This is a genomic window from Cellulomonas sp. GTC20042, from assembly GCF_055389595.1.
The window spans coordinates 1,167,012-1,187,856 of record NZ_AP043678.1 but is presented as its reverse complement, the minus strand read 5'-3'; the positions used below and the strand labels follow the sequence as shown (position 1 = coordinate 1,187,856).

Here is a 20,845-nt window from a genome sequence, read left to right as displayed (position 1 = left end):
CGTGCGGATCGCCTACGCCCCCGCCGGCCGCCGGGACGCCGCCACCGCGGTCGCCCTGGCGCGCCGGGCCGAGGACGCCGGCTTCGCCGAGGTGTGGCTGAGCGAGGACTACCTGGAGCGCGGGGCCTTCGCCGCCGCCGGTGCGGTCGCCGCCAGCACGTCCCGGGTCGCGATCGGCCTCGGCGTGATCAACCCGTGGACCCGGCACGTCGCCCTCACCGCCATGGAGTGCGCGGCATTGGACGAGATCAGCGGCGGTCGGCTGATCGTCGGGATCGGCGCCAGCAACAAGGGCTGGATGCAGGACCGGCTCGGCATCCCGTTCGCCAAGCCGATCAGCACCCTCGCCGCCTACACCGCCGCGCTGCGCACCCTGCTCGCCGGGGGCACGGTGGCCGGCGACGTCAACGGGCTGACCCTGGACGCCGCGCTCTCCTTCACCCCGCCGCGCACCGACGTGCCGGTCTACCTGGGCGTCAAGGGCGAGCGGGCGCTGGCGGTCGGCGCCGAGATCGCCGACGGGCTGATGCTCTCCGTGCTGTCCACCCCTGCCTACGTGCGGTGGATCCGCGAGCAGCACCCGCGCGCCGACCTGCGACTGACCGGCTACGCGGCGTTCTCCTGCGACGAGGACGGCGCGCTGGCCCGGGACCGCGTGCGGGCGCGCACCGCGCGGTTCCTCGGGATGCACGGGGCCTCGCCGATCACCGCCGTCGCCGGGCTGTCGGCCGAGCGTGCGGAGGGGCTGCGGGAGCGGATGCTCGCCGGGGCCGACGGGTCGGACCTGGTGGACGACGACCTGCTGCGCACCTTCACCCTCGCCGGTACCCCGGACGAGGTCGCCGACGGCATGCGGGCGTTCGCCGAGGCGGGCCTGGACACCCTGGTCGTGATGGACGACGGCGTGAGCCCCGCCGAGGAGGCCCTGGACCGCGCCGCCGCCTGCGCGAGCCGCGCCGGCCTGCTGTGACCCGCGGGTCCGCCTCAGTCGACGGCGGCGGAGCCGTGCGAGTCCGCGCTGATGCCCAGGGTGAGGCCCTCGACCGCCAGGACCGCGCGGGCGACGTCGGTCACCCGGTGCAGGTCCAGGCCGCTCAGCTCGGAGATCCGGCGCAGGCGGTACGACACCGTGTTCGGGTGCACCACCAGCCGGCGCGCGGTCTCCGGCACGGACAGGTCGGTGCCGAGGTGGCAGCGCAGCGTCTCGACCAGGTGCTCGTGCGCGGCGAGCGGCCGCAGGTAGCGGTCCTGCAGGTTGACCACCATGCGCGGGTCGCGCAGCGCCAGCACCTCCAGCAGCACGTCCGCGAACAGCACGACCTCGCGCTCCGCACCGCGCCGCCCGCCGACACGCAGCGCGCCGATCGCCTGCCGGCAGGACCCGCCGACGGTGCCCAGCCCGCGCCGGGGCTCCCCGATCGATCCGAGCGCGGTCACCGCGAGCCGGCGCCGGTCCAGCCCGGAGGCCAGTCGCGCGCCGAGCTCCGCCACCGGGCCGTCCCAGGCGACCGCGAGCACGATCACCGGTGGCTGGTCGTCCTCGCGGACCACCCCGGACAGGGCGGTGCGCCCGGTGACCGCGTGCAGGTGCGCGACCACGTGGTGCCGCACCTGCGCCAGCCGTTCCGCCTCCGACGGCCCGGGACCGTCCGTGCCGTCCTCCGGCTCGACGGCGTCCCCCGCCAGCCCCACGGCCAGCCCGACCACGCGGGTGCTCTCGTCCACGTCCAGCCCGAGCGTGCGCACCAGACGAGCCAGGTCGACCGGGTCGATCGGCTCGCCGGTGACCAGCCGGTTCATCAGGTCGGGCTCGGTCAGCACCGTGCGCGTCGCGATCCGCTGCTGCATCTCCAGGTAGGTGCGCAGCATCGCGCCCTCCAGCTGGTCCAGCACCGTGACGATCGCCTGCTGACCCGCGCGCAGCGCGCCCACCGGCACCTGCATCCGCGCGCAGCGGGCCTGGAAGGTGTCGACCAGGCTGCGCTCGGCGTTGCGGTACGACTGGATGATCGCGGACTGCGCCACCCCCTGCAGCGCCCGGCGCTCGCCGTTGGTCGCCGCGGTCGCCAGCTCGGCCTCCGAGGGGGCGCGGTCCTCCATCAGGCAGACCAGCACGTTGAGGATCGAGTCGCGCACCTGCTCGTTGAGGTCGCCGCGGTCCACCACGACCTGCGGGTACGCGGGCACCATGCGCCAGACGCGATCGGTGATCTCGCCGATCAGCTCCTCGAAGTCGGCCACCATCGACCGCGCGACCCGCAGCACCTCGTCGGGTGTCCTCGCCACCGTGCCTCCTCGTCCCGCGACCACACGTCCGGGACCATTGTCCCGCCTCACCAGCCCCGCCCAGCGTCCCGGAGAACCCTGTGATCGATCTGCGGTCCGACACCGTCACCCGCCCCACCCCGTCGATGCGCCGCGCGATGGCCGAGGCCGCGGTCGGCGACGACGTGCTCGACGGCGACCCCACCCTGCGCGAGCTGGAGCGCACCGTCGCCCGGATCACCGGCCTGGAGGACGCGCTGTGGATGCCGACCGGCTCCCTGTCCAACCTGGTCGGCCTGATGCTGCACCTGCGCCGCGGCGACCGCTTCCTCGCCCCCGCGCACGCCCACGTGGTCGACTTCGAGCTCGGCACCGCCGCCTGGATCGCCCAGGGCATGCCCGTCGAGCTGCCGTGGGCCGCCGGCCCGGGCGTGCCCTCCGTCGAGGACGTGCGCGCCGCCGCCGGGGCCACCGGCCCGTACTACGCGCTGCGGCCCGCGCTGCTCAGCCTGGAGAACACCCACAACGCCGCCGGCGGCACGATCACCCCGCCCGCGACGCACCACGCCCTGGTCGACGCCGCGCACTCCGCCGGGCTCGCCGTGCACCTGGACGGCGCGCGGATCTGGCACGCCGCCGCCGCGCTCGGGGTGTCCGTCGCCGAGTGCGTGGGCGCCGCCGACACCGTCTCGGTCTGCCTGTCCAAGGGCCTCGGCGCCCCGGTCGGCTCCGTGCTCGCCGGGTCGACCGCGAAGATCACCGAGGCCCGACGGATCCGCAAGATGCTCGGCGGCGGGGTGCGTCAGGGCGGGGTGCTCGGCGCCGCCGGCCTGGTCGCGCTGGACGAGCACCTGCCCACGATCGATGCCGACCGCGTCCTCGCGCAGCGGCTCGCCGACGGGCTGACCGCGCTGGGCTGCGCCGTCGTGCCGCCCGCCACCAACATCCTGCTCGTCGCCGTCGCCGACCTGCCCGCCGCGCTGGCCGCCCTGGAGGGGGTCGGCGTGCTGGCCTCCGCGATGAACGGCCACGTCCGCTTCGTCACCCACCGCGACGTCGGGCCCGCCGACGTCGAGACCGTCCTGTCCACGATCACCCGATCGGCCACGACCCTCGCGGCCCTCGCCGCGCCCACCGCGTGATCCGCCCCACGAAGGAGCACCCCATGACCGCCCAGATCGGGTACGCCGCCATGAGCGAGCAGTTCCACCCCACCGAGCTCGTCGACCTGTGCCGCACCGCCGAGGCCGCCGGGTTCCGCGGCACCATGGCCGCCGACCACTTCCAGCCGTGGGTGCCCGCGCAGGGCCACGCGCCCTTCGTGTGGAACCTGCTCACCGCCGTCGGCGCCGCCACCACCGCCGACCTCGGGCCCGGCGTGACCTGCCCGTCGTTCAAGATGCACCCCGCGATGGTCGCCCAGGCCTCGGCCACCCTCGCCGCCATGTACCCCGGCCGGCACTGGCTCGGCCTCGGCTCCGGCGAGGCGCTGAACGAGCACGTGGTCGGCGGCTACTGGCCCGAGGCCCCCGAGCGCCTGCGCCGCATGTGGGAGGCCGTCGACATCATCACCACGCTGTTCTCCGGCAAGGAGGTCAAGCACGCCGGCGAGTTCTTCACCCTGGAGAAGACCAAGCTCTGGACCCTGGACGAGGCCCCGCCGATCTACATCGCCACCGCCGGCCCGGTCACCGCCAAGCGCACCGGCCGCCAGGTCGACGGCATCATCACCCCCGGCGCCACCCTGGAGAAGGTCGGCGGCATCCTGGACAAGTTCGCCGAGGGCGCCCGCGAGGCCGGCAAGGACCCGGACACCATGCCGAAGATCCTCCAGCTGCACCTGTCCTGGGCGCCGACCCAGGCCGAGGCCGTCGCCAACGCGATGACCGAGTGGCCCAACGGCGGCATGAAGTTCCCCAAGGGCGACATCCGCTCCCCCTACGACTTCGAGCAGATGGCCAAGCTGGTCCGCCCCGAGGACTTCGACGGCCGCATGCTGGTCTCCGACGACCCGGACGCGCACCGCGCCGAGATCCAGCGGTTCATCGACGCCGGCTTCACGCACGTGTACCTGCACAACGTGGGGCGCAACCAGCGGGAGTGGATCGACGTGTTCTCGCGGGAGGTGCTGCCCGCGCTGACGCGGTGACGGGGCGGCGCCGGCTGCGACCGGCGCCGACCCTCAGCGGACGCCGGGCGTGCCCATCAGCCGCGCGGCGATCCGCTCCCACTCGCTCACCAGGTCCAGGCCGTCCAGGTCCCGCAGCCACCGGAGCTGCAGACCGTCCATCGCCGCGAGCACGTCGCGCGCGGTCTCCTCCGGGTCGCCCCAGGCCGGGTCGGCGCCGCTGGCGAACAGGTCGAGCGCCCAGCGCTCGCGGGTGAGGAAGTACTCGTGCGCAGGATGCGCCGGGTCCAGCGACTCCCCGTTGAGCACGGTGTAGAGCCGGACGATCTCGGGCTGCCGGGCGTTGCGCCGCACGAGTGCCGCGCAGAGCTCGGGCAGCGGGACCGTCGCGTCGTGGCCGGAGTCGAACACCTCGGGGTCCGTCCCGAGCAGGTCGGCGAGCTGGGCCAGGTCGACGGCGTCGCGGTACTCGAGCACCGCGACCAGCAGCTGTTCCTTCGACCCGACGTGGTGCAGCACCCCGCCCTCGGTGATCCCGCAGGCCAGCGCGACGTCGCGCAGCGTCAGGCCCCAGAACCCGCGCTCGGCGATCAGCCCGGCGGAGACCGTGAGGATCTGGGTGAGCCGGTCCGACGCGCTCATCCGCGACCGGGTCGCGCGGGGAGAGTACCCGCTGGTGGTGGGGCTGTTCGGCACCTGGTCTCCTCGGTCGTCCGGCCTGGGCCATTGTGGCAGAGGCCGCCCAGGCGCTACGTTACTGAACACTGAACGAGCACTCAGTAACGATCTCGACCCGAGGTCGTCACCCCGTGCCCCCTCGACGACGAGTGGAGAGACGACGCATGACCACCCCCACCACCCCCTTCCGCAGCGCGGTCGCCGCGGTCGCCGCCGGCGCACCGGCCGCCGCCCGGGCGGCGCACCTGTACGAGGCGCTGACCGAGGACGAGCGGCTGGACCTCCTGGACGGAGACACCCCGTTCTGGCAGGGCATGTACTCCTTCGTCACGGACGGCTACAACGTCGAGCCGTACGTGATGGGCGCAGTCCCCCGCCTGGGTGTCCCCGGCATCCGGTTCGTCGACGGCCCGCGCGGCTGCGTGGTCGGGCGGGCCACGGCGTTCCCGGTTTCGATGGCCCGCGGCGCCACCTGGGACGTCGACCTCGAGGAGCGGATCGGCGAGGCGATCGGCGCCGAGCTGCGCGCCCTGGGCGGGAACTTCTTCGGCGGCGTGTGCATCAACCTGCCCCGGCACCCGGCGTGGGGCCGCGCGCAGGAGACCTACTCCGACCAGCCCGCGCTCCTGGGCGAGATGGGTGCCGCGCTGACCCGGGGCATCCAGCGGCACGCGATGGCGTGCGTGAAGCACTTCGCGCTGAACTCGATGGAGAACGCCCGGTTCTCGGTGGACGTCACGATCGACGACGCCACCCTGCACGAGGACTTCCTGCCGCACTTCCGCCGGGTGATCGACGAGGGGGCGCACGCGGTGATGAGCTCCTACAACTCGATCAACGGCGAGTGGGCGGGCCAGAACCCGCACACGCTGACCACGGTGCTCCGCGAGGAGTGGGGCTTCGAGGGCACCGTCATCACCGACTTCATCTGGGGCATGCGCGACGGCACGGCGGCGCTGCGCGCCGGGCTGGACGTCGAGGCACCGTTCCGTCAGCAGCGCGGGGCGCACCTGCGGGCGGCGCTGGACGCCGGTGCCGCGGACTGGGCGGACGTGCGCCGCGCCGGCATCCGGATCCTCGCCACCCAGCTCCGGCACTACGCCGAGCGAGTCAGCGAGGAACCGGGCACGGACGTCGTGGTCAGCGCCGCGCACACCGAGCTGGCCCGGGACGCGGCACGCCGCGCGATGGTGCTGCTGCGCAACGAGCCGGTCGCCGGCACCCCGGTGCTGCCGCTCGACCCCGCCGCGCTGCGCTCGGTGGCCGTGGTCGGCCGGCTCGCCGACGAGGCGAACACCGGGGACCACGGCTCCTCGGACGTCCGGGCGCCCCGGGTCGTCTCGGCGCTGGCCGGGATCACCGAGGCGCTGCCCGGCGTGGACGTGCGGCACGACACGGGGGTCGATCCGCAGGCCGCCGCCCGCAGCGCCGCCGCGGCGGACGTGGCGGTCGTCGTGGTCGGCTTCACCGCCGAGGACGAGGGCGAGTTCGTGGACGGCTCCCTCGCGACCCGCGGCGAGCTGGTGCAGCTCTACCCCGAGCCCGCCGACGAGCAGCAGAGCGCCTGGCAGCAGCACGTCATGGACGCGATGGGCTCCGGCCTGAGCGTGGTCGGCGCGGGCGCCGCCGGTGGCGACCGGCGCGACCTGCACCTGCGGCCCGAGGACGTCGCGCTGGTCCGCGCGGTCGCCGCGGCCAACCCGCGCACGGTGGTCGTCGTGGTCACCGCCGGGGCGGTGCTGATGGAGGAGTGGCACGAGCAGGTCCCCGGCGTGCTCGTCTCCTGGTACTGCGGCATGGAGGGCGGTCGCGCGCTGGCCGACGTGCTCACCGGCGCCCACAACCCCTCGGGGCGCCTGCCCTACGCGATCCCCGCGGACGCGGCCCACCTGCCCGAGCTCGACATCGACGCCAGCGCGATCACCTACGACCGCTGGTACGGCCAGCGCCGGCTCCAGCGCGAGGGCGTCGCCGCGCTGTACCCGCTCGGGCACGGGCTGTCGTATACCGGCTGGTCGGTCACCGATCTGCGGATCGACGCCGTCGACCCCGTGGCCCGGAGGCTGACCGGCCGGGTCACCGTGCACAACGCCGGCGACCGCGACGGCCGGCACGTCGTCCAGGTGTACGGCACCCGGACCGACGGCGACCGCGCCGGCGAGCGCGAGCTGCTCGGCTTCGCCACGGTCGAGGTCCGCTCCGGCGACGCGGTCGAGGTCGCCCTCGACGTGCCGCTGACCGCGCTGACCCGGTGGGACACCCGGTCGACCACGACGACGCTGCCCGGCGGCGGCGTCGTGGTCGAGGCGGCGTCGTCCTGGGGCGACCCGGACGCCGCGGTCGCCACGGTCGACCTCTGATCCGAGCAGCACCCGCGCAGGGCCGGCCCTCCGGCCCTGCGCGCCCCTTCCCCGCACCTCCGCTCAACGACGAGAGAGACCCATGACTGCTCCTACCCCCCTCGAGGCCACCGACGCGGCGGCCTCCCCCACGGACGACCAGCAGCCCCGCGTCCCGATCCGGATCGGCGTCGCGCTCGCCCTCGGCTGCTTCCTCTGGCTGGGGCCGTACCTCGGTGTCAACGCCGTGCTCCTGCCCGCGCGGATCGCCGACGTGGCGCCGGACGACAAGACCTCGGTGCTGGCGCTGCTGGCCACCGTCGCGATGGTCGTCGCCACCCTCGCCAACATCGTGATCGGCGCGTTCTCGGACCTCACCCGCTCACGGTGGGGCCGTCGCACCCCCTGGCTGGTGGTCGGCTCGGTCGGATCCGCCGCGATGCTGCTCGCCGTCGGCCGCGCGTCCAGCGTCGGCGCGCTGCTCGCGCTGTGGGCCGTCTACCAGGTCTTCCTCAACGCGATCGTGGCACCGCTGATCGCGGTGATCTCCGACCGGATCGCCCCGAAGCACCGCGGCACGATCTCCTCGGTCTACGCCTTCGGCTACTCCGCCGGCCTGTACGGCGGGCAGATCATCGGGGCGCAGTTCCTCGGCAGCCAGTGGACCGGCTTCGTGGTGCTCGCCGCGCTGACCCTGCTGTCCGGGCCGGTGGCCGCCGCCGTGCTGCGCGAGCCGTCCAGCCGAGACCTGCCGCGACGCACGCTCAGCCGCGACATGCTGCTCGACTCGTTCAGCCTGCCGCGCAAGGACTGCCGCGACTACTACCTCGCGCTGTTCGGCAAGTTCGCGATCATCTCGGCGACGTTCGCGATCTCCGGCTACCAGCTCTACATCCTCACCGACTACATGGGACTGGGCGAGACGTCCACCGCCGGCTACATCTCCAGCATCGCGACCATCCTCATGATCACCGCCCTGGTGATGTCGGCGGTGTCCGGGCCGGTGTCCGACCGGCTCGGCCGACGCAAGCTGCCCGTCGTCGTGGCCGGCGTCCTGGTGGCGATCGGGGTGCTGGTGCCCGCGGTCTCCGCGAGCCCGTGGACGATGCTGGTCTACGCGGTGATCGCCGGCGTCGGGATGGGCGCCTTCAACGCGGTGGACCAGGCGCTGAACGTCGAGGTGCTGCCCGACCAGAAGACCGCCGCCAAGGACCTCGGCGTGCTGAACCTGGCGAACACCGGCGGGCAGATCGTCGGGCCCGTCGTCGCCGCTGCGGCGATCTCGGCCGTGGGCTACCAGGCGGTGTTCCCGTTCGCCGCGGTGCTCGCGCTGGTCGGGGCCGGGCTGATCATGGCGATCCGCCGGGTGCGCTGATCGCGCGACGACATCGGGCGTCACGGCCCGGGGACCTCCACGCGGGTCCCCGGGCCGTCGCGCATCAGGCCGCTCGCCGCCCGCGCAGCACCCGCTCCGCCCGCCCCGCGAGCGCCACCAGCCCCACCAGCACCACCGCTGACGCCCCGAGGTACCCCGCCCGCGAGGTCCACCAGTCCCAGGTCCACGGCTCCGGCAGCACGCGCCCGACGCCGAGCAGCACCACGCCCGCGACCACGAACATCGCCGTGAGGTGCCAGAGGTACAGCCCCATCGACCGCGCGTTCACCCAGGCGACCAGGCGGGAGCGCCCGGCCCAGGCGGCGACGGCGTCCCGCGCGAGCAGCGCGACGGCGACCTGCGCGACCGCGAAGGTGACCACCGGTGCGGTGGGCGGGGCCAGGTTGGAGATCGCGTCGCCGGGCATGCCGATCAGCGAGATCGGGTAGGGACCGAAGGTCAGCAGCGCGACGGTGGCTGCGAGGCCGCCGAGGGCCAGGCCGACGAGGGTGCCGCGGGAGGCGATCGACCCGCCGATGGCACGGCGCTCGGCGTAGAGCAGCCCGGCGAGGTAGGGCACCGCCCACACGAGCAGGATGTTCGGGGTGCCGGGCACGGGCAGCTCGTCGGAGAAGCGCAGCAGGTCGACCACGATCGGCAGGGTCGCGGCGATCACGAGCACGCGGGGGCCGTGGCGGTGCAGCAGCCGGACCAGCCAGGGGGTGAGCGCGAGCAGCCCGAGCTGCACGCCGAGGAACCACAGCGGTTGCGGGACGATCCGGGCGGCGCGCTGCACGGCCTGCTCGGGGGCGCCGAGCGCGGGCAGGGCGACCAGCAGGGCGGACCAGACGGCGACCAGCACGAGGACGGGCCGCCCCATCCGCACCAGGCGGGAGCCGGCGAACCGCCAGCCGGGCTGCGCGGGGTGCCGGATCAGGTCGTAGCGGGCGGCGGCCCCGGCGGCGAAGAACAGGATCGGCAGCGGCTGGAGCCAGGTGAGCAGCCAGGCGGAGCCGTGGGCGAGGGCGTTGCCGACCACCAGCGTCTCGCCGTCCCAGGTGGCCTCGACCATGATCCAGTGCAGCGCGACGACGAGCAGGGTGCCGATCACCCGGACGCCGTCGACGAAGGTGTCCCGCGGCGGACGGTTCAGCGCCGGGCGGGCAGGGGCCGGACGGGTGGGCGCCGGACGGGCGACGACGGGGCGCGCGGCGGCGAGGGACGCGGCGGCACGGGCCGGGCCGGACGGTGCGACGCCGACCCGGGACGGGCTCGGCGGTGCGGGATGCAGGGCGGTCATGGTGCTCCCCCGGGGGACCGCGCGGTGGGCGCGGGCGCCCGGCGATCGGGCACGTCACCAGCCTGTCGAGCATCGCCGCAGGTCAGAACGGGTCTGGCCCCCGGATCACCGGGGGTGCGCACCGGAGGGGCAGGCGGGGGTCTTCCCCCGGGCCGGGTGCGGGGACGCCCCCGGTCGGCCGGGGCCCCGGGGGCGGTCAGACCGGAGGGGTACCGGCGCCGGGGCCGTCCTGCGGGTACGGCGAGGGCTGCGGCACCGGACCCGGCTGCGGGTACGGCGAGGGGTGCCCGGGCTGGGCGTACGGCGACGCCTGCGCGCCGGGTCCGTAGGGCCCGTACGGTGCTGCACCCGGCACCCCGGACGACCCCGCACCACCCGGCACGCCACCGCCCGCACCCGCGCCGCCACCGAGCCTCGCCTCCAGCGCGGCGAGCACCAGCGCCCCCGCCGCCAGCGCGGCGCCGAAGGTGATCAGCGCGGAGCAGCCGTAGGACAGGACGGTGTAGAACCAGTACGGCCCGTCGTAGAGCCAGGCCGAGAACAGCGAGCTCGACGCCGCGCTCCCCGTCACGCCGACCAGGAGCACGACGGCTCCGGTCCAGAACATGCTGCTGGGACGCAGGCGGGGCATGGGTCCTCCTCGGTGCCGGGGGCCGCTGCGCGCGGCTCCCGACGACCGTACCTGCTGCGCCACCTGCCCGGACGCCGGATGCGTCGGTCGCGTCACTCGCCGAGCCGCAGGTAGCGCAGCACCGCGAGCACCCGCCGGTGGTCCCCCGCGTCCGGCGCGAGGCCGAGCTTGCCGAAGATCGCGGTGACGTGCTTCTCCACCGCGCCGTAGGACAGGAACAGCGCCTCGGCGATGGCCCCGTTGGACCGCCCCTGGGCCATGAGCTCGAGCACCTCGGTCTCGCGGGGGGTGAGGCGCTCGACGCCGGGGTCGACGCGGGCGGCGCCCATGAGCTGCGTGACCACCTCGGGGTCGAGCACGGTGCGCCCGGCAGCGATCCGCTCCAGGGCGTCCAGGAAGTCGCCGACGTCGGCGACCCGGTCCTTGAGCAGGTAGCCGACGCCGCGGGCGTCCCCGCCGAACAGCTCGGCGGCGAACCGGGTTTCGACGTACTGGGAGAACAGCAGCACGCCGAGGCCGGGGTGCCGGGCGCGCAGGGTGAGGGCGGCGCGCAGCCCCTCGTCGGTGAAGGCGGGCGGCATCCGCACGTCGACCACGGCGATGTCCGGCAGGGCGTCGGTGGCCGCGAGCGCGCCGACCTCCCGGACCAGGGCGTCGCCGTCGCCGACCGCCGCCACGACCTCGTGCCCGCGCCGGCCGAGCAGCGCGACCAGGCCGTCGCGCAGGATCACGGAGTCCTCGGCGATCACGATCCGCACGCGGCACCTCCGGCAGCCTGGCGCCGCGCAGGACGGGGGGCGGTCATCGGGCGACGCTCAGCGGCAGGTGCACGGTGACCACCGTAGGCCCGCCGACCGGGCTGACGATGTCGAGGTCGCCGTCCACGGTGGCGACCCGCTCGGCCAGCCCGTGCAGGCCGGTGCCGCCGGACGCGCCGGGCAGCGCGGGCCGGGCGCCGCCACGCCCGTCGTCGCGCACCCGCACCCGCAGCAGGCCGGCGACGGTCTCGGCGCGGACGTAGGCCCCGCTGGCGCCGGAGTGCCGCACCACGTTGGCGAGCAGCTCGGCGACGGCGAAGTAGGCGATGGTCTCGACCTCCGGCGCGGGGGTGCTGCCGAGGTCGACGTCGACGGTGACCGGCAGCGGCGACCGGGCGGCCAGGGTCTCCAGCGCGACGGCGAGCCCGTTGTCCAGCGCGGGCGGGTGGATGCCGCGGGCGATCTCGCGCAGCTCGGCCAGGGTCTCCTTGAGGGCGGCGTGCGCCTCGTCCAGCAGCTCGGCGGCGTCGCCCCCGCCGGTGGCGAGCTGGTCGCGGGCCTCCCCCACCTGCATCGCGACCGCCACCAGCCGCGCTTGGGTGCCGTCGTGCAGGTCGCGCTCGATCCGGCGCAGGCGGGCGTCGGCGTCCAGCACGGCGCTGCCCCGGGTCTGCTCGAGGTGCGCCATCCGCTCGCTGGACCGGCTGGGGCCGAGCAGGGCGCGGGTGAGCAGCCGGAACAGGTGGGCCATCGCGATCGTCACCCGGTGCCACGCCAGCAGCGCCAGCAGGCCGATGATCACCAGCCCGATCTGCCGCATCGGGGTGTCGATGTAGTAGTCGGTGCCGAACTGGGCGCCGCGGTGCAGCGAGCCGTCGGAGGCCGCCTGCGCGGGCAGCCAGCGCGACCAGATCCAGTGCGTCGTGCCGCCGAGCGCGAGGGCGAGGAACGTCACCGACAGCACGAAGGACACGATGGCCAGCGGGAACACCAGCACCAGGAACGCCAGCGCCCGCCAGCCGGTCGCGTCGCCGAGCACGCTGCCGAGCGAGCGCCAGAACCCGCGGCCGTGCCGGAAGGGCCGCGGCTCGGGCACGTCGGTGCCGAGCATCCCGCGTGCCATCCCCCGGTACATCGCCCCCCACGCGCGCCCGCCGACGACCAGGTATCCGGGGACGAACAGCCCGACGACGGTGACCGCGAGGCCCGCGGCCAGGGCGATGGTGACCAGGACGTAGAACAGACCGAACGAGGCGAGCAGCAACGCCGTGCCGAGGTAGCCGAACTCCCGCCAGGTGCGCACCCACACCCCCGGGCGCCACAGGGCACCCGTCGGGCGCGGGGCCGGCGCGGCCGCGGCGGTCGAGGGCACCTCGGCGGTGCCGGGCGCGGTGGGCGTCGGCGGGTGGGACATGGGTGGCTCCTCGGGTGGTGCGGAGTCCCATCGTGCCGCGCGCGGACCCTCCCGCGGCACCCGGTCGGCCCCCGGTCGTGCGGGGGTTGTCCCCCGGGTCCGGGGCGGGGCGCAGGCCGGAAATCGTCCCACGAAAGATCACGAAACCGTAACGATCCAAGAATCGGTAAAGTCGCAGGTCAGATCGGGTAACGGTCATCCCATGACCAGCGATCGACCCCTCGATCCACCCGTCCCGCCCTGCGCCGACCACCGGTCATGGGGCACGGTGGACCACGACCAGATCGACAAGACGGTCGGTGCGGCACCCCCTGACCCGGCCCTCGCGGCGCCCTCCCCGGGCAGCACGAGCGAGGGCCTCGGAGTGCGCCCCTCCCGCCGCCGGCGGCCCCTGACCGGGCCGCGTGGCGGGGCCGACCGACGACGCGCCGAACCGCGGTGCACCTCCGGGTGCGCCTGCCCGCACGGGCCGGTGGGCGGTGCGTCAGGACTGGAAGGTGAAGTGAGTGACGGGTCTGCGCGTCGAAGGCGTGTACAAGGTGTTCGGCCGACGGCCGGGCGAGGCGGTGCGACGGCTGAAGGACGGGGCGACCCGCGACGAGGTGCGTCCGTGGGGCACGGCGGCGGTGATCGACGCCGACCTGGAGATCGCCGGCGGCGAGACCTTCGTGGTCATGGGGCTGTCGGGCTCCGGCAAGTCGACCCTGATCCGGATGCTCAACGGGCTGTGGCGGCCGACCGCTGGGCGCGTGCTGCTCGGTGACGACGACCTCGGCGCGGTGAGCGCGGCCCAGCTGCGCTCGATCCGGCAGCGCAAGGTCAGCATGGTGTTCCAGCACTTCGCGCTGCTGCCGCACCGCACCGTGCTGGACAACGCCGCCTACCCGCTGGCGCTCCAGGACGTGCCGAAGGACGAGCGCCGGGCCCGCGCCCAGGAGGCGCTGGAGATGGTCGGCCTCGGCCAGTGGGGCGGATCGCTGCCGCACGAGCTGTCCGGCGGCATGCGCCAGCGGGTCGGCCTGGCCCGCGCGCTGGCCGCCGACACCGACGTGCTGCTGATGGACGAGGCGTTCTCCGCCCTCGACCCGCTGATCCGCCGCGAGATGCAGGACCAGCTGCTCGAGCTCCAGCAGAGCCTGGGCAAGACGATCGTCTTCATCACCCACGACCTCAACGAGGCGATGTACCTCGGCGACCGGATCGCGGTGATGCGCGACGGCCGGATCGTGCAGGTCGGCACCAGCGAGCAGATCCTGTCCGACCCCGCGGACGACTACGTGGCGCAGTTCGTCGCCGACGTGGACCGCACCCGCGTGCTGACCGCGTCCTCGGTGATGCGGCGCCCCGCCGCCGTGGTCTCGCTGGCCGGCGGGCCGCGCCTCGCGCTGCGCACCATGCGTGACGCCCAGGTCGCCGCCGCCTACGTGGTGGACCGCACCCGCACGCTGCGCGGGATCATCCGGGACGCCGACGCCGTGGACGCCACCCGCGCCGGCGCCGAGACGCTGGACGGCCTGGTCGACACCTCGCTCACCGCGGTGCACGAGGACACGCCGCTGGCCGACGTGTTCGCCCCCGCCGCCGAGTCCCCGCTGCCGGTGCCGGTCACCGACGCGAACGGCCGCCTGGTCGGGGTGATCCCCCGCGTCACGCTGCTCGAGGCGATGGTCCCGCCGGAGACCAGCACGCCGCCGCGCGGCACCCCCGTCGCGACCGACCCGATCGACACCCCCGTGGAGGTGACCGCGTGACCGCGCTCTCCGTGCTCGCCGCCGGCACCACCGAGGGCGGCATCCCCCGCCTGCCGTTCGGGTCCTGGGTCGACGTGGCCGTGGACTGGGTCACCAGCACCTTCCGCGGGCTGTTCGCCGCGATCAAGGACCTGCTGTCCCTGCTCTACGAGGGCCTGGACCAGGTGCTCTCCGGCCCGCCGTTCTGGTTCGTCGCCGTCGCGCTCGCGCTGATCGCCCTGTTCGCGAAGGGCTGGAAGCTCGCGGTCGGGTCGCTGGTCGGCTTCGTGGTGATCGCGGGCGTCGACCAGTGGGGCAACGCGATGGACACTCTGGCGCTCGTGCTGCTGGCCAGCGTGATCGCGCTGCTGGTGGCGATCCCGCTCGGCATCTGGGCGGCCCGGAACGACCGAGTGTCCCGCGTGCTGCGGCCGGTGCTCGACTTCATGCAGACGATGCCGGCCTTCGTGTACCTGATCCCGACCGTGGTGATCTTCCGCGTCGGCGTGGTGCCCGGGATCGTCGCCACCGTGATCTTCGCGATGGCCCCCGGCGTGCGCTTCACCGAGCTCGGGCTGCGGCAGGTCGACCGCGAGGTCGTCGAGGCCGGGCACGCCTTCGGCTCCTCCGAGGGCCGCATCCTGCGCCAGATCCAGCTGCCGCTCGCGCTGCCGACGATCATGGCCGGCGTCAACCAGGTGATCATGCTCGCGCTGTCGATGGTGGTGATCGGCGGCCTGGTCGGCGCCGGCGGCCTCGGCGGCCAGGTGGTCAACGCCCTCAACCGGATCAATGTCTCGCTCGGCTTCGAGGCGGGCCTGTCCGTGGTGATCCTCGCGATGTTCCTCGACCGCGTCACCAGCGCGCTCGGCACCCGGTCGACGGTCTCCCGGGCCGTCGCGGCCGCCTCCGCCCGCTCCTGATCCACCCGCCCCACGGGGTCCGGTCCGCACCGGGTCCCGGGCGACCGCACACCCTGGGCCCGGCGTGCCCCCGCACGCCCCGGTCCGCACCATCCGCACGACCCCCACCCGGAAGGACACCATGCGTCACCGCACCCGTCTGCTCGCCCCCGCCGCCCTCGGCCTCACCCTCGCCCTCGCGGCCTGCTCCTCAGGCTCCGGCTCGACCGGCGCCGACGAGGACGCCCCGCGCCTCGACAACGGCGACCTGGAGACCGTCGCGATCGGCGTGCACTCCGGCTGGGACGAGGGCATCGCCGTCTCGGCCCTGTTCGGCGCGATGCTGGAGGCCGACGGGTACACCGTCGAGTCCCAGGAGGCCGACCCGGGCGTCGTCTACACCGGCCTGACCGGCGGCGACTTCGACGTGAACTTCGACATGTGGCTGCCCAGCACCCACGCCGACTACCTGGACGAGTACGGCGACCAGATGGAGCAGCTCGGCGTCTGGTACGACGACGCCGTGCTCACGATCGCGGTGAACGAGGACGCCCCGATCACCTCCCTGGACGAGCTGGCCGAGAACGCCGACGCCTTCGGCAACCGGATCGTCGGCATCGAGGCGGGCGCCGGCCTGACCCGGATCACCCAGGACGAGGCCATCCCGACCTACGGCCTGGACGGCATGGAGTTCGTCGTGTCCTCCACCCCGGCCATGCTCGCCGAGCTCAAGGGCGCCACCGACGCCGGCGAGAACATCGCGGTCACCCTGTGGCGTCCGCACTGGGCCTACGACGAGTACCCGATCCGCGACCTGGAGGACCCGGAGGGCGCCATGGGCACCGCCGAGGAGATCCACACCGTCGGCCGGCTCGGCTTCTCCGAGGACTACCCCACGCTGACCAAGCTGATCGAGGCCTTCACGCTGACCGACGAGCAGCTGTTCTCGCTGGAGAACCTCATGTTCAACGAGGACGGCGGCACCGACCCCGCGGCCTCCGCGGCGACCTGGCTCGAGCAGAACCCGGACTTCGTCACCGATCTCAAGTCCGCCGCCGGGGTCTGATCCCGTCGCGCCTGAAGGCTCGTGCTGATGTACGCGCCTTCAGGCGCGAGCGCGCTCGGTCGGTCTTCGCGTCCGACGCGAACGCGTTCGCTGAGTCGCCTCGGCCAGCAGCCGTTGCTCGCAGGGCCGACATCCACACTCACCCTGTCCGTACGAGGGGGTGAAGTGGACGCAACCGTGGGTGACACCTTTGTCAGCAGCGAACAACGGCCAGAGTCGATCGAACTCCGAGTCGACTCCGCTCGATGTGAACTGCCGGGACAGCGAGTAGCTGACGGTCGGCGACTTGGAGCAGCCGAGTGGCGCGCGAGTCGGCGAACAGGGGGACATCTGCCAGATTGCGCAACTGCCCCACGTTTCCCGCAGCCTTGCGCCACTCGGACGTCCATGACTGGATGTCCCGCTCCGCCACCACCCGGCGATCGTGGATCACCAGTCCGCGGTTCGGCTTGTGTCGTTCGACGCGCGCCTTCATCAGCATCATGTCGAACTTGTTGAGCAACACCTCGTACGCGAAACGCTCTCGATTCTCCGCCGAATCGGCCGAGTGGAAACGCGCATCGACAACAACTCCGAACAGCGCCACGGGCAGATCCGGGTCAGACGGAGAGAACTCAGCAATGGTGCGATAGGCGTCACTCAGGAGCGCAAGACGATCAGCGCGGGAAACTCCCGCCCAGATGCTCCCCCGCTGCTCCGACTTGTGGGGCTTCTTGGCATTGCGCATCTCGCCGGCGTGCAGTTCGTACTCGTCCAGGTTCGGGGGGACGCGGCCCAGGTGTTCGATCACCAAGTTGTCGAGTGAGCTCTGGAGCCGCTGGGCATCGTCCTCGTGCACTGCAGCACCGCCGAGGACAAACGCCGGGCTCCCGCCGTGCGTCCCCGATTCGTCGACGAACAAGAGATACACGCGCCACGCTCCGTCGAGTAGCCAGAAACGAGGTAAGGCCTGGCCGAGGCCAGGCCTTACTCTGCGCCGAGTCAGCGATGCAGGCACCGCGTTGGCAGTCCCACCCTGCTGATCGGAACCGCGTAGGCAGTCCTCTCGACCCGGTCAGTCTGTGACGTCACGTCACAGGCTGTCAACCCAGGTACACCGTCTGCCACGAAGTCTCAGGCGCGGGCGACCGCGTGGCGCAGGTCGGGCTCGAGGTAGATCACGCGGGCGATCGGCACGGCGGCACGCACCCGCTGCTCGGCGGCGTCGATCGCCCCGGCCACGTCGGCGGCGCTCGCGTCGGCGGTGACCTCGATCTTCGCGGCGACCAGCAGCTCCTCCGGACCGAGGTGCAGGGTGCGCAGGTGGATCACCGAGGGCACGCCCTCCCCCACCAGCGCGGCACGGATCGCGTCCACGTCGGCGCGGGTGGCCGACTCGCCGAGCAGCAGCGACTTCGTCTCCACCGCGAGCACCACGGCGATCACCACCAGCAGCACGCCGATCCCGGCCGAGCCGATCGCGTCCCAGCGCCCGTCGTCGGTGACCAGCGTCATCGAGACACCGAACAGCGCCATGACCAGGCCGATCAGCGCACCGAAGTCCTCCAGCAGCACCACCGGCAGCTCCGGCGCCTTCGCGGTGCGGATGTACTGCACCCAGGACTGCTTCCCGCGCGTGTGGTTCGCCTCGCGGATCGCGGTGCGGAAGGACAGCCCCTCCATCACGATCGCGGCGAGCAGCACCACGATCGGCACCCAGTGCCAGGAGTGGATCGGGTGCGGGTCGGCGAACTTGTGCCACGCCTCGTACAGCGCGAACAGCCCGCCGAGGCTGAACAGCACGATCGACACGATGAACGCGTACATGTAGCGCTCACGGCCGTAGCCGAAGGGGTGCTGCTCGTCGGCGGCCCGGCGCGCCCGGCGACCGCCCAGCAGCAGCAGGAGCTGGTTGCCGGAGTCGGCGAGCGAGTGCACCGACTCGGCCAGCATCGAGCTGGACTGCGTGAGCAGGAACGCGACGAACTTCGTGACCGCGATGCCGAGGTTCGCGGACAGTGCCGCGACGATCGCCTTGTTACCGCCCCCGTGGGCCATGCGGGTCCTCCTGCCGGTGCCGGACACCCCCTCCGACCGGCGGGGACGTCAGGTCCCGCTGCGGACCCGAGCGGAGATGCTAGACCTCGCGGGCCTCGTCGGCGAGCAGCACGGGGATCCCGTCGCGCACCGGGTACGCCAGCGGGCGGTCCGGGTCGGTGGAGACCAGCTCGGGCTGGCCGCCGGGGCCGACACCGTCGACCAGCGTCGCGCCGGTCACCGGGCAGCGCAGCAGCTCCCGGACCCACGGTGCCAGTCCGGTGGTGGTGCTCTCGGTCATCGGTCCTCCTGTCGGGCGAGCGCGAGCAGGTCGTCGCGCACCTTCTCCATGATGTCTTCGTCGGCGGCCTCGACGCGCAGCCGGAGCACGGGCGCGTCCTGCGCGGCGGGGTCGACGCTGCCGGTGCGATCGGTGCGCAGGTGGAACCACCACGCGGGGGTGCCGTCCCAGTGCGAGACGGTCAGGCCGTCCAGGTCGTCCACCGCCACCTCGCCCGCGCCGCGCCGCTCGACGTAGGCCTCGACCACGCGCTCGCGCGCCGCGTCGGCATCGGTCACCGGCACGACGAGCTCGCCGCTGCCGACGTAGGGCTGGTGCAGCTCGGCGAGCACGGACAGCGGGTGCGGGCGTGCGCCGACGGCGGCGAGCACGTGCAGCACGGCCAGCAGACCGGCGACCGGCAGATCGGGCCGACCCTCCGCGCCGGGGAGGGAGCCCCGGTCGGCGATCGCGACCAGGCCGTCGTGCCCGAGGGCCAGCGCGGCGCCCTCCGCGGCGAGGGCCGCCGTGAGCGGTCCGGTGCCGGTGGCCACGCGCACGGTGCGCGCGCCGGCGGCGTCCAGCAGGTCGGGCAGCGCCCGCGAGGTGAGCACGTCGTGCACGACGACGGGCGTGCGGCCGGGTGCGCGCAGGGCGGCGACCTCGGGCAGCGCGACCAGCGCGGCGACGACGGCGGGGTCGACCGGCTCGCCGTTCTCGTCCAGCACCCGCACCCGCACCGCGGGCACCGCCACGTCGGCGCCGGTCAGCGTCTCGACGACGATCCCGAGGTCCGCGGAGGCACCCAGCACGGCGTGCCGCAGATCGCGCACGCGCTCGGTGATCGCGGCGTCGGCCGGGAGGTCACCGGGGGCGAGGTCGACCCGCACCCGATCGGCGGCCGCAGAGGCCAGCGCAGCGGCGACCGTCGGGTCGTCCACCACGAGGGTCAGCGGGCGGACCGGGTCGAGGCCCGCACGGGCGGTCAGCGCGGCGACCGTGGCGGCGACGTCAGCCTCCCCGGGCGGGGGCGTCGAGGGGGTCGCGGACACCCGGTCACGCTATCCCATGCGGTCGGTGCGCCCGGCATCGCGGGCCGGGTCGTCGGACCCGTGGCCGGCCGCATCGGCGCGTGCCGCGCACCGCCCCGATCGCCGGGCCCGTGGCCGGGCACGTCGCCCGCGACCGGCGCCGCCGGGACTCAGCGGCGGGTGCTGCGCGCGACGACCTCGTCCCGGCTCAGCGACGTGCCGTCGCCGTCCAGCGGGAACCACGCGCGGTGCTCGCACTCGTGGCAGGAGACGAAGGTGACGGCCGTGCCGTCGGCGAGCTCCAGGTGCAGCCGGGTCAGCCGGGTGGAGCCGCAGACCTCGCACTCCCCCGCGCCGGGCGCGAGGTGCTCCTCGGGCCGGCTCAGCGAGCCGAGCGGCGTCTGCTCGGGCTCGCCCCGTCGCCGGCGTCCGCCGGTGCCCCCTGCGGCTGCCACGCGGTCAGCCGTCCTCGCCGTGCAGCACGCGCAGGTGGCCACGTCGCCGGGTCTCGGCCAGGTCGGAGGCCGGCGGCAGGCCGTCGGACGCGGTGGCGGCGTGCCGCGGTGCGGGGCGGCCTGCCTCGCGCACCGCCTCCGCGAGCGCGACCAGGTCGTCGTGGCTCGGTCCGGTCTCGACGAACTCCGGGCTCAGCCGGACGACCTCCCAGCCGCGCGGGGCGGTGAGGCGGGACGCGTGCTCGGCGCACAGGTCGTAGGAGTGCGGCTCGGCCAGGGTGGCGAGCGGTCCGAGCACGGCCGTGGAGTCGGCGTACACGTAGGTGAGCGTGGCGACCGCCGGGCGACCGCACGCGGTGCGGGAGCACTGACGAACGGATCTCACGGGGACGACGGTACCGCCGCCGGTGCCGTGGTGGCGCCGCGACCCGCGCGGCAGGCGGGTGATGCGCACCGATCGGGCGGAGATACAGTGCC

The 20,845-nt window shown here is 74.1% G+C and carries 20 protein-coding genes; 8 read left to right on the top strand and 12 right to left on the bottom strand.

The annotated features are described in order from the left end of the window. Position 1 precedes the first annotated feature (1 nt). Positions 2 to 970, top strand: a complete 969-nt coding sequence (locus ACZ5HG_RS05530; protein WP_464180919.1) for an LLM class flavin-dependent oxidoreductase — start codon at positions 2 to 4, stop codon at positions 968 to 970. Positions 971 to 984: 14 nt separating this feature from the next. Here the strand turns inward: ACZ5HG_RS05530 and ACZ5HG_RS05525 are convergent, their stop codons facing one another. Next, the gene (locus ACZ5HG_RS05525) at positions 985 to 2,286 is read right to left on the bottom strand and encodes a PucR family transcriptional regulator (RefSeq protein ID WP_464180918.1); all 1,302 of its coding nucleotides are present in this window, start codon (positions 2,284 to 2,286) and stop codon (positions 985 to 987) included. Positions 2,287 to 2,366: 80 nt separating this feature from the next. Here ACZ5HG_RS05525 and ACZ5HG_RS05520 point away from each other — a divergent pair, with 80 nt between their 5' ends. After that, on the top strand, positions 2,367 to 3,407 hold the full coding sequence (locus tag ACZ5HG_RS05520; RefSeq protein ID WP_464180916.1) for a threonine aldolase family protein: 1,041 nt from the start codon (positions 2,367 to 2,369) through the stop codon (positions 3,405 to 3,407). A 23-nt stretch (positions 3,408 to 3,430) separates the two neighbouring features. Further along, positions 3,431 to 4,414, top strand: coding sequence for a TIGR03557 family F420-dependent LLM class oxidoreductase (locus ACZ5HG_RS05515; RefSeq protein WP_464180915.1), 984 nt, complete (start codon positions 3,431 to 3,433; stop codon positions 4,412 to 4,414). Positions 4,415 to 4,447: 33 nt separating this feature from the next. Here ACZ5HG_RS05515 and ACZ5HG_RS05510 read toward each other — a convergent pair whose 3' ends face one another. Further along, complete coding sequence (locus ACZ5HG_RS05510; RefSeq protein ID WP_464180913.1) at positions 4,448 to 5,089, bottom strand: TetR/AcrR family transcriptional regulator; 642 nt, start codon at positions 5,087 to 5,089, stop codon at positions 4,448 to 4,450. 146 nt (positions 5,090 to 5,235) lie between these two features. On the opposite strand from ACZ5HG_RS05510, the gene ACZ5HG_RS05505 reads away from it, so the two are divergent. Next, positions 5,236 to 7,431 (top strand): glycoside hydrolase family 3 protein, encoded by a 2,196-nt coding sequence (locus ACZ5HG_RS05505; protein WP_464180911.1) that lies wholly within the window; start codon positions 5,236 to 5,238, stop codon positions 7,429 to 7,431. Positions 7,432 to 7,513: 82 nt separating this feature from the next. Next, entirely contained in the window at positions 7,514 to 8,785 is a 1,272-nt protein-coding gene (locus ACZ5HG_RS05500; RefSeq protein ID WP_464180910.1) for an MFS transporter, read from the top strand. 64 nt (positions 8,786 to 8,849) lie between these two features. Here the strand turns inward: ACZ5HG_RS05500 and ACZ5HG_RS05495 are convergent, their stop codons facing one another. From ACZ5HG_RS05495 to ACZ5HG_RS05480, 4 genes are all read right to left on the bottom strand, one after another. Next, entirely contained in the window at positions 8,850 to 10,085 is a 1,236-nt protein-coding gene (locus ACZ5HG_RS05495; RefSeq protein WP_464180908.1) for an acyltransferase family protein, read from the bottom strand. A 196-nt stretch (positions 10,086 to 10,281) separates the two neighbouring features. Then, complete coding sequence (locus ACZ5HG_RS05490) at positions 10,282 to 10,716, bottom strand: hypothetical protein (RefSeq protein WP_464180907.1); 435 nt, start codon at positions 10,714 to 10,716, stop codon at positions 10,282 to 10,284. Positions 10,717 to 10,808: 92 nt separating this feature from the next. Then, a complete protein-coding gene (locus tag ACZ5HG_RS05485) occupies positions 10,809 to 11,474 on the bottom strand; it encodes a response regulator transcription factor (RefSeq protein ID WP_464180906.1) in 666 nt (221 codons plus the stop codon). 43 nt (positions 11,475 to 11,517) lie between these two features. Continuing rightward, positions 11,518 to 12,888 (bottom strand): sensor histidine kinase, encoded by a 1,371-nt coding sequence (locus tag ACZ5HG_RS05480; protein WP_464180904.1) that lies wholly within the window; start codon positions 12,886 to 12,888, stop codon positions 11,518 to 11,520. A 506-nt stretch (positions 12,889 to 13,394) separates the two neighbouring features. Between ACZ5HG_RS05480 and ACZ5HG_RS05475 the strand changes: the two genes are divergently transcribed. From ACZ5HG_RS05475 to ACZ5HG_RS05465, 3 genes are all read left to right on the top strand, one after another. Continuing rightward, positions 13,395 to 14,639: a quaternary amine ABC transporter ATP-binding protein gene (locus ACZ5HG_RS05475; protein ID WP_464180903.1), complete on the top strand. Its 1,245-nt coding sequence runs from the start codon at positions 13,395 to 13,397 to the stop codon at positions 14,637 to 14,639. Continuing rightward, on the top strand, positions 14,636 to 15,541 hold the full coding sequence (locus tag ACZ5HG_RS05470; RefSeq protein WP_464180902.1) for an ABC transporter permease: 906 nt from the start codon (positions 14,636 to 14,638) through the stop codon (positions 15,539 to 15,541). Before ACZ5HG_RS05475 ends, ACZ5HG_RS05470 begins: the two co-directional genes overlap by 4 nt. A gap of 121 nt (positions 15,542 to 15,662) precedes the next feature. Further along, the gene (locus ACZ5HG_RS05465; protein ID WP_464180901.1) at positions 15,663 to 16,586 is read left to right on the top strand and encodes a glycine betaine ABC transporter substrate-binding protein; all 924 of its coding nucleotides are present in this window, start codon (positions 15,663 to 15,665) and stop codon (positions 16,584 to 16,586) included. Positions 16,587 to 16,779: 193 nt separating this feature from the next. On the opposite strand, the gene ACZ5HG_RS05460 is transcribed toward ACZ5HG_RS05465, so the two are convergent. The 6 genes from ACZ5HG_RS05460 to ACZ5HG_RS05435 all read right to left on the bottom strand — a co-directional run bounded on the left by ACZ5HG_RS05460 (position 16,780) and on the right by ACZ5HG_RS05435 (position 20,753). Further along, complete coding sequence (locus ACZ5HG_RS05460; RefSeq protein WP_464180899.1) at positions 16,780 to 17,496, bottom strand: DUF3800 domain-containing protein; 717 nt, start codon at positions 17,494 to 17,496, stop codon at positions 16,780 to 16,782. Between the two features lie 203 nt (positions 17,497 to 17,699). Beyond that, the gene (locus tag ACZ5HG_RS05455) at positions 17,700 to 18,623 is read right to left on the bottom strand and encodes a cation diffusion facilitator family transporter (RefSeq protein ID WP_464180898.1); all 924 of its coding nucleotides are present in this window, start codon (positions 18,621 to 18,623) and stop codon (positions 17,700 to 17,702) included. A 79-nt stretch (positions 18,624 to 18,702) separates the two neighbouring features. Then, positions 18,703 to 18,903 carry a Trm112 family protein gene (locus ACZ5HG_RS05450; RefSeq protein WP_464180897.1) on the bottom strand — a complete coding sequence of 67 codons (201 nt, stop codon included), beginning with the start codon at positions 18,901 to 18,903 and terminating at the stop codon, positions 18,703 to 18,705. Then, a complete protein-coding gene (locus ACZ5HG_RS05445; protein WP_464180896.1) occupies positions 18,900 to 19,934 on the bottom strand; it encodes a phosphohexomutase domain-containing protein in 1,035 nt (344 codons plus the stop codon). The genes ACZ5HG_RS05450 and ACZ5HG_RS05445 overlap by 4 nt, the downstream gene beginning before the upstream one ends. A gap of 149 nt (positions 19,935 to 20,083) precedes the next feature. After that, a complete protein-coding gene (locus tag ACZ5HG_RS05440; RefSeq protein WP_464180895.1) occupies positions 20,084 to 20,368 on the bottom strand; it encodes a hypothetical protein in 285 nt (94 codons plus the stop codon). 4 nt (positions 20,369 to 20,372) lie between these two features. Continuing rightward, positions 20,373 to 20,753: a DUF3499 domain-containing protein gene (locus ACZ5HG_RS05435; RefSeq protein ID WP_464180894.1), complete on the bottom strand. Its 381-nt coding sequence runs from the start codon at positions 20,751 to 20,753 to the stop codon at positions 20,373 to 20,375. Positions 20,754 to 20,845: the final 92 nt, after the last annotated feature.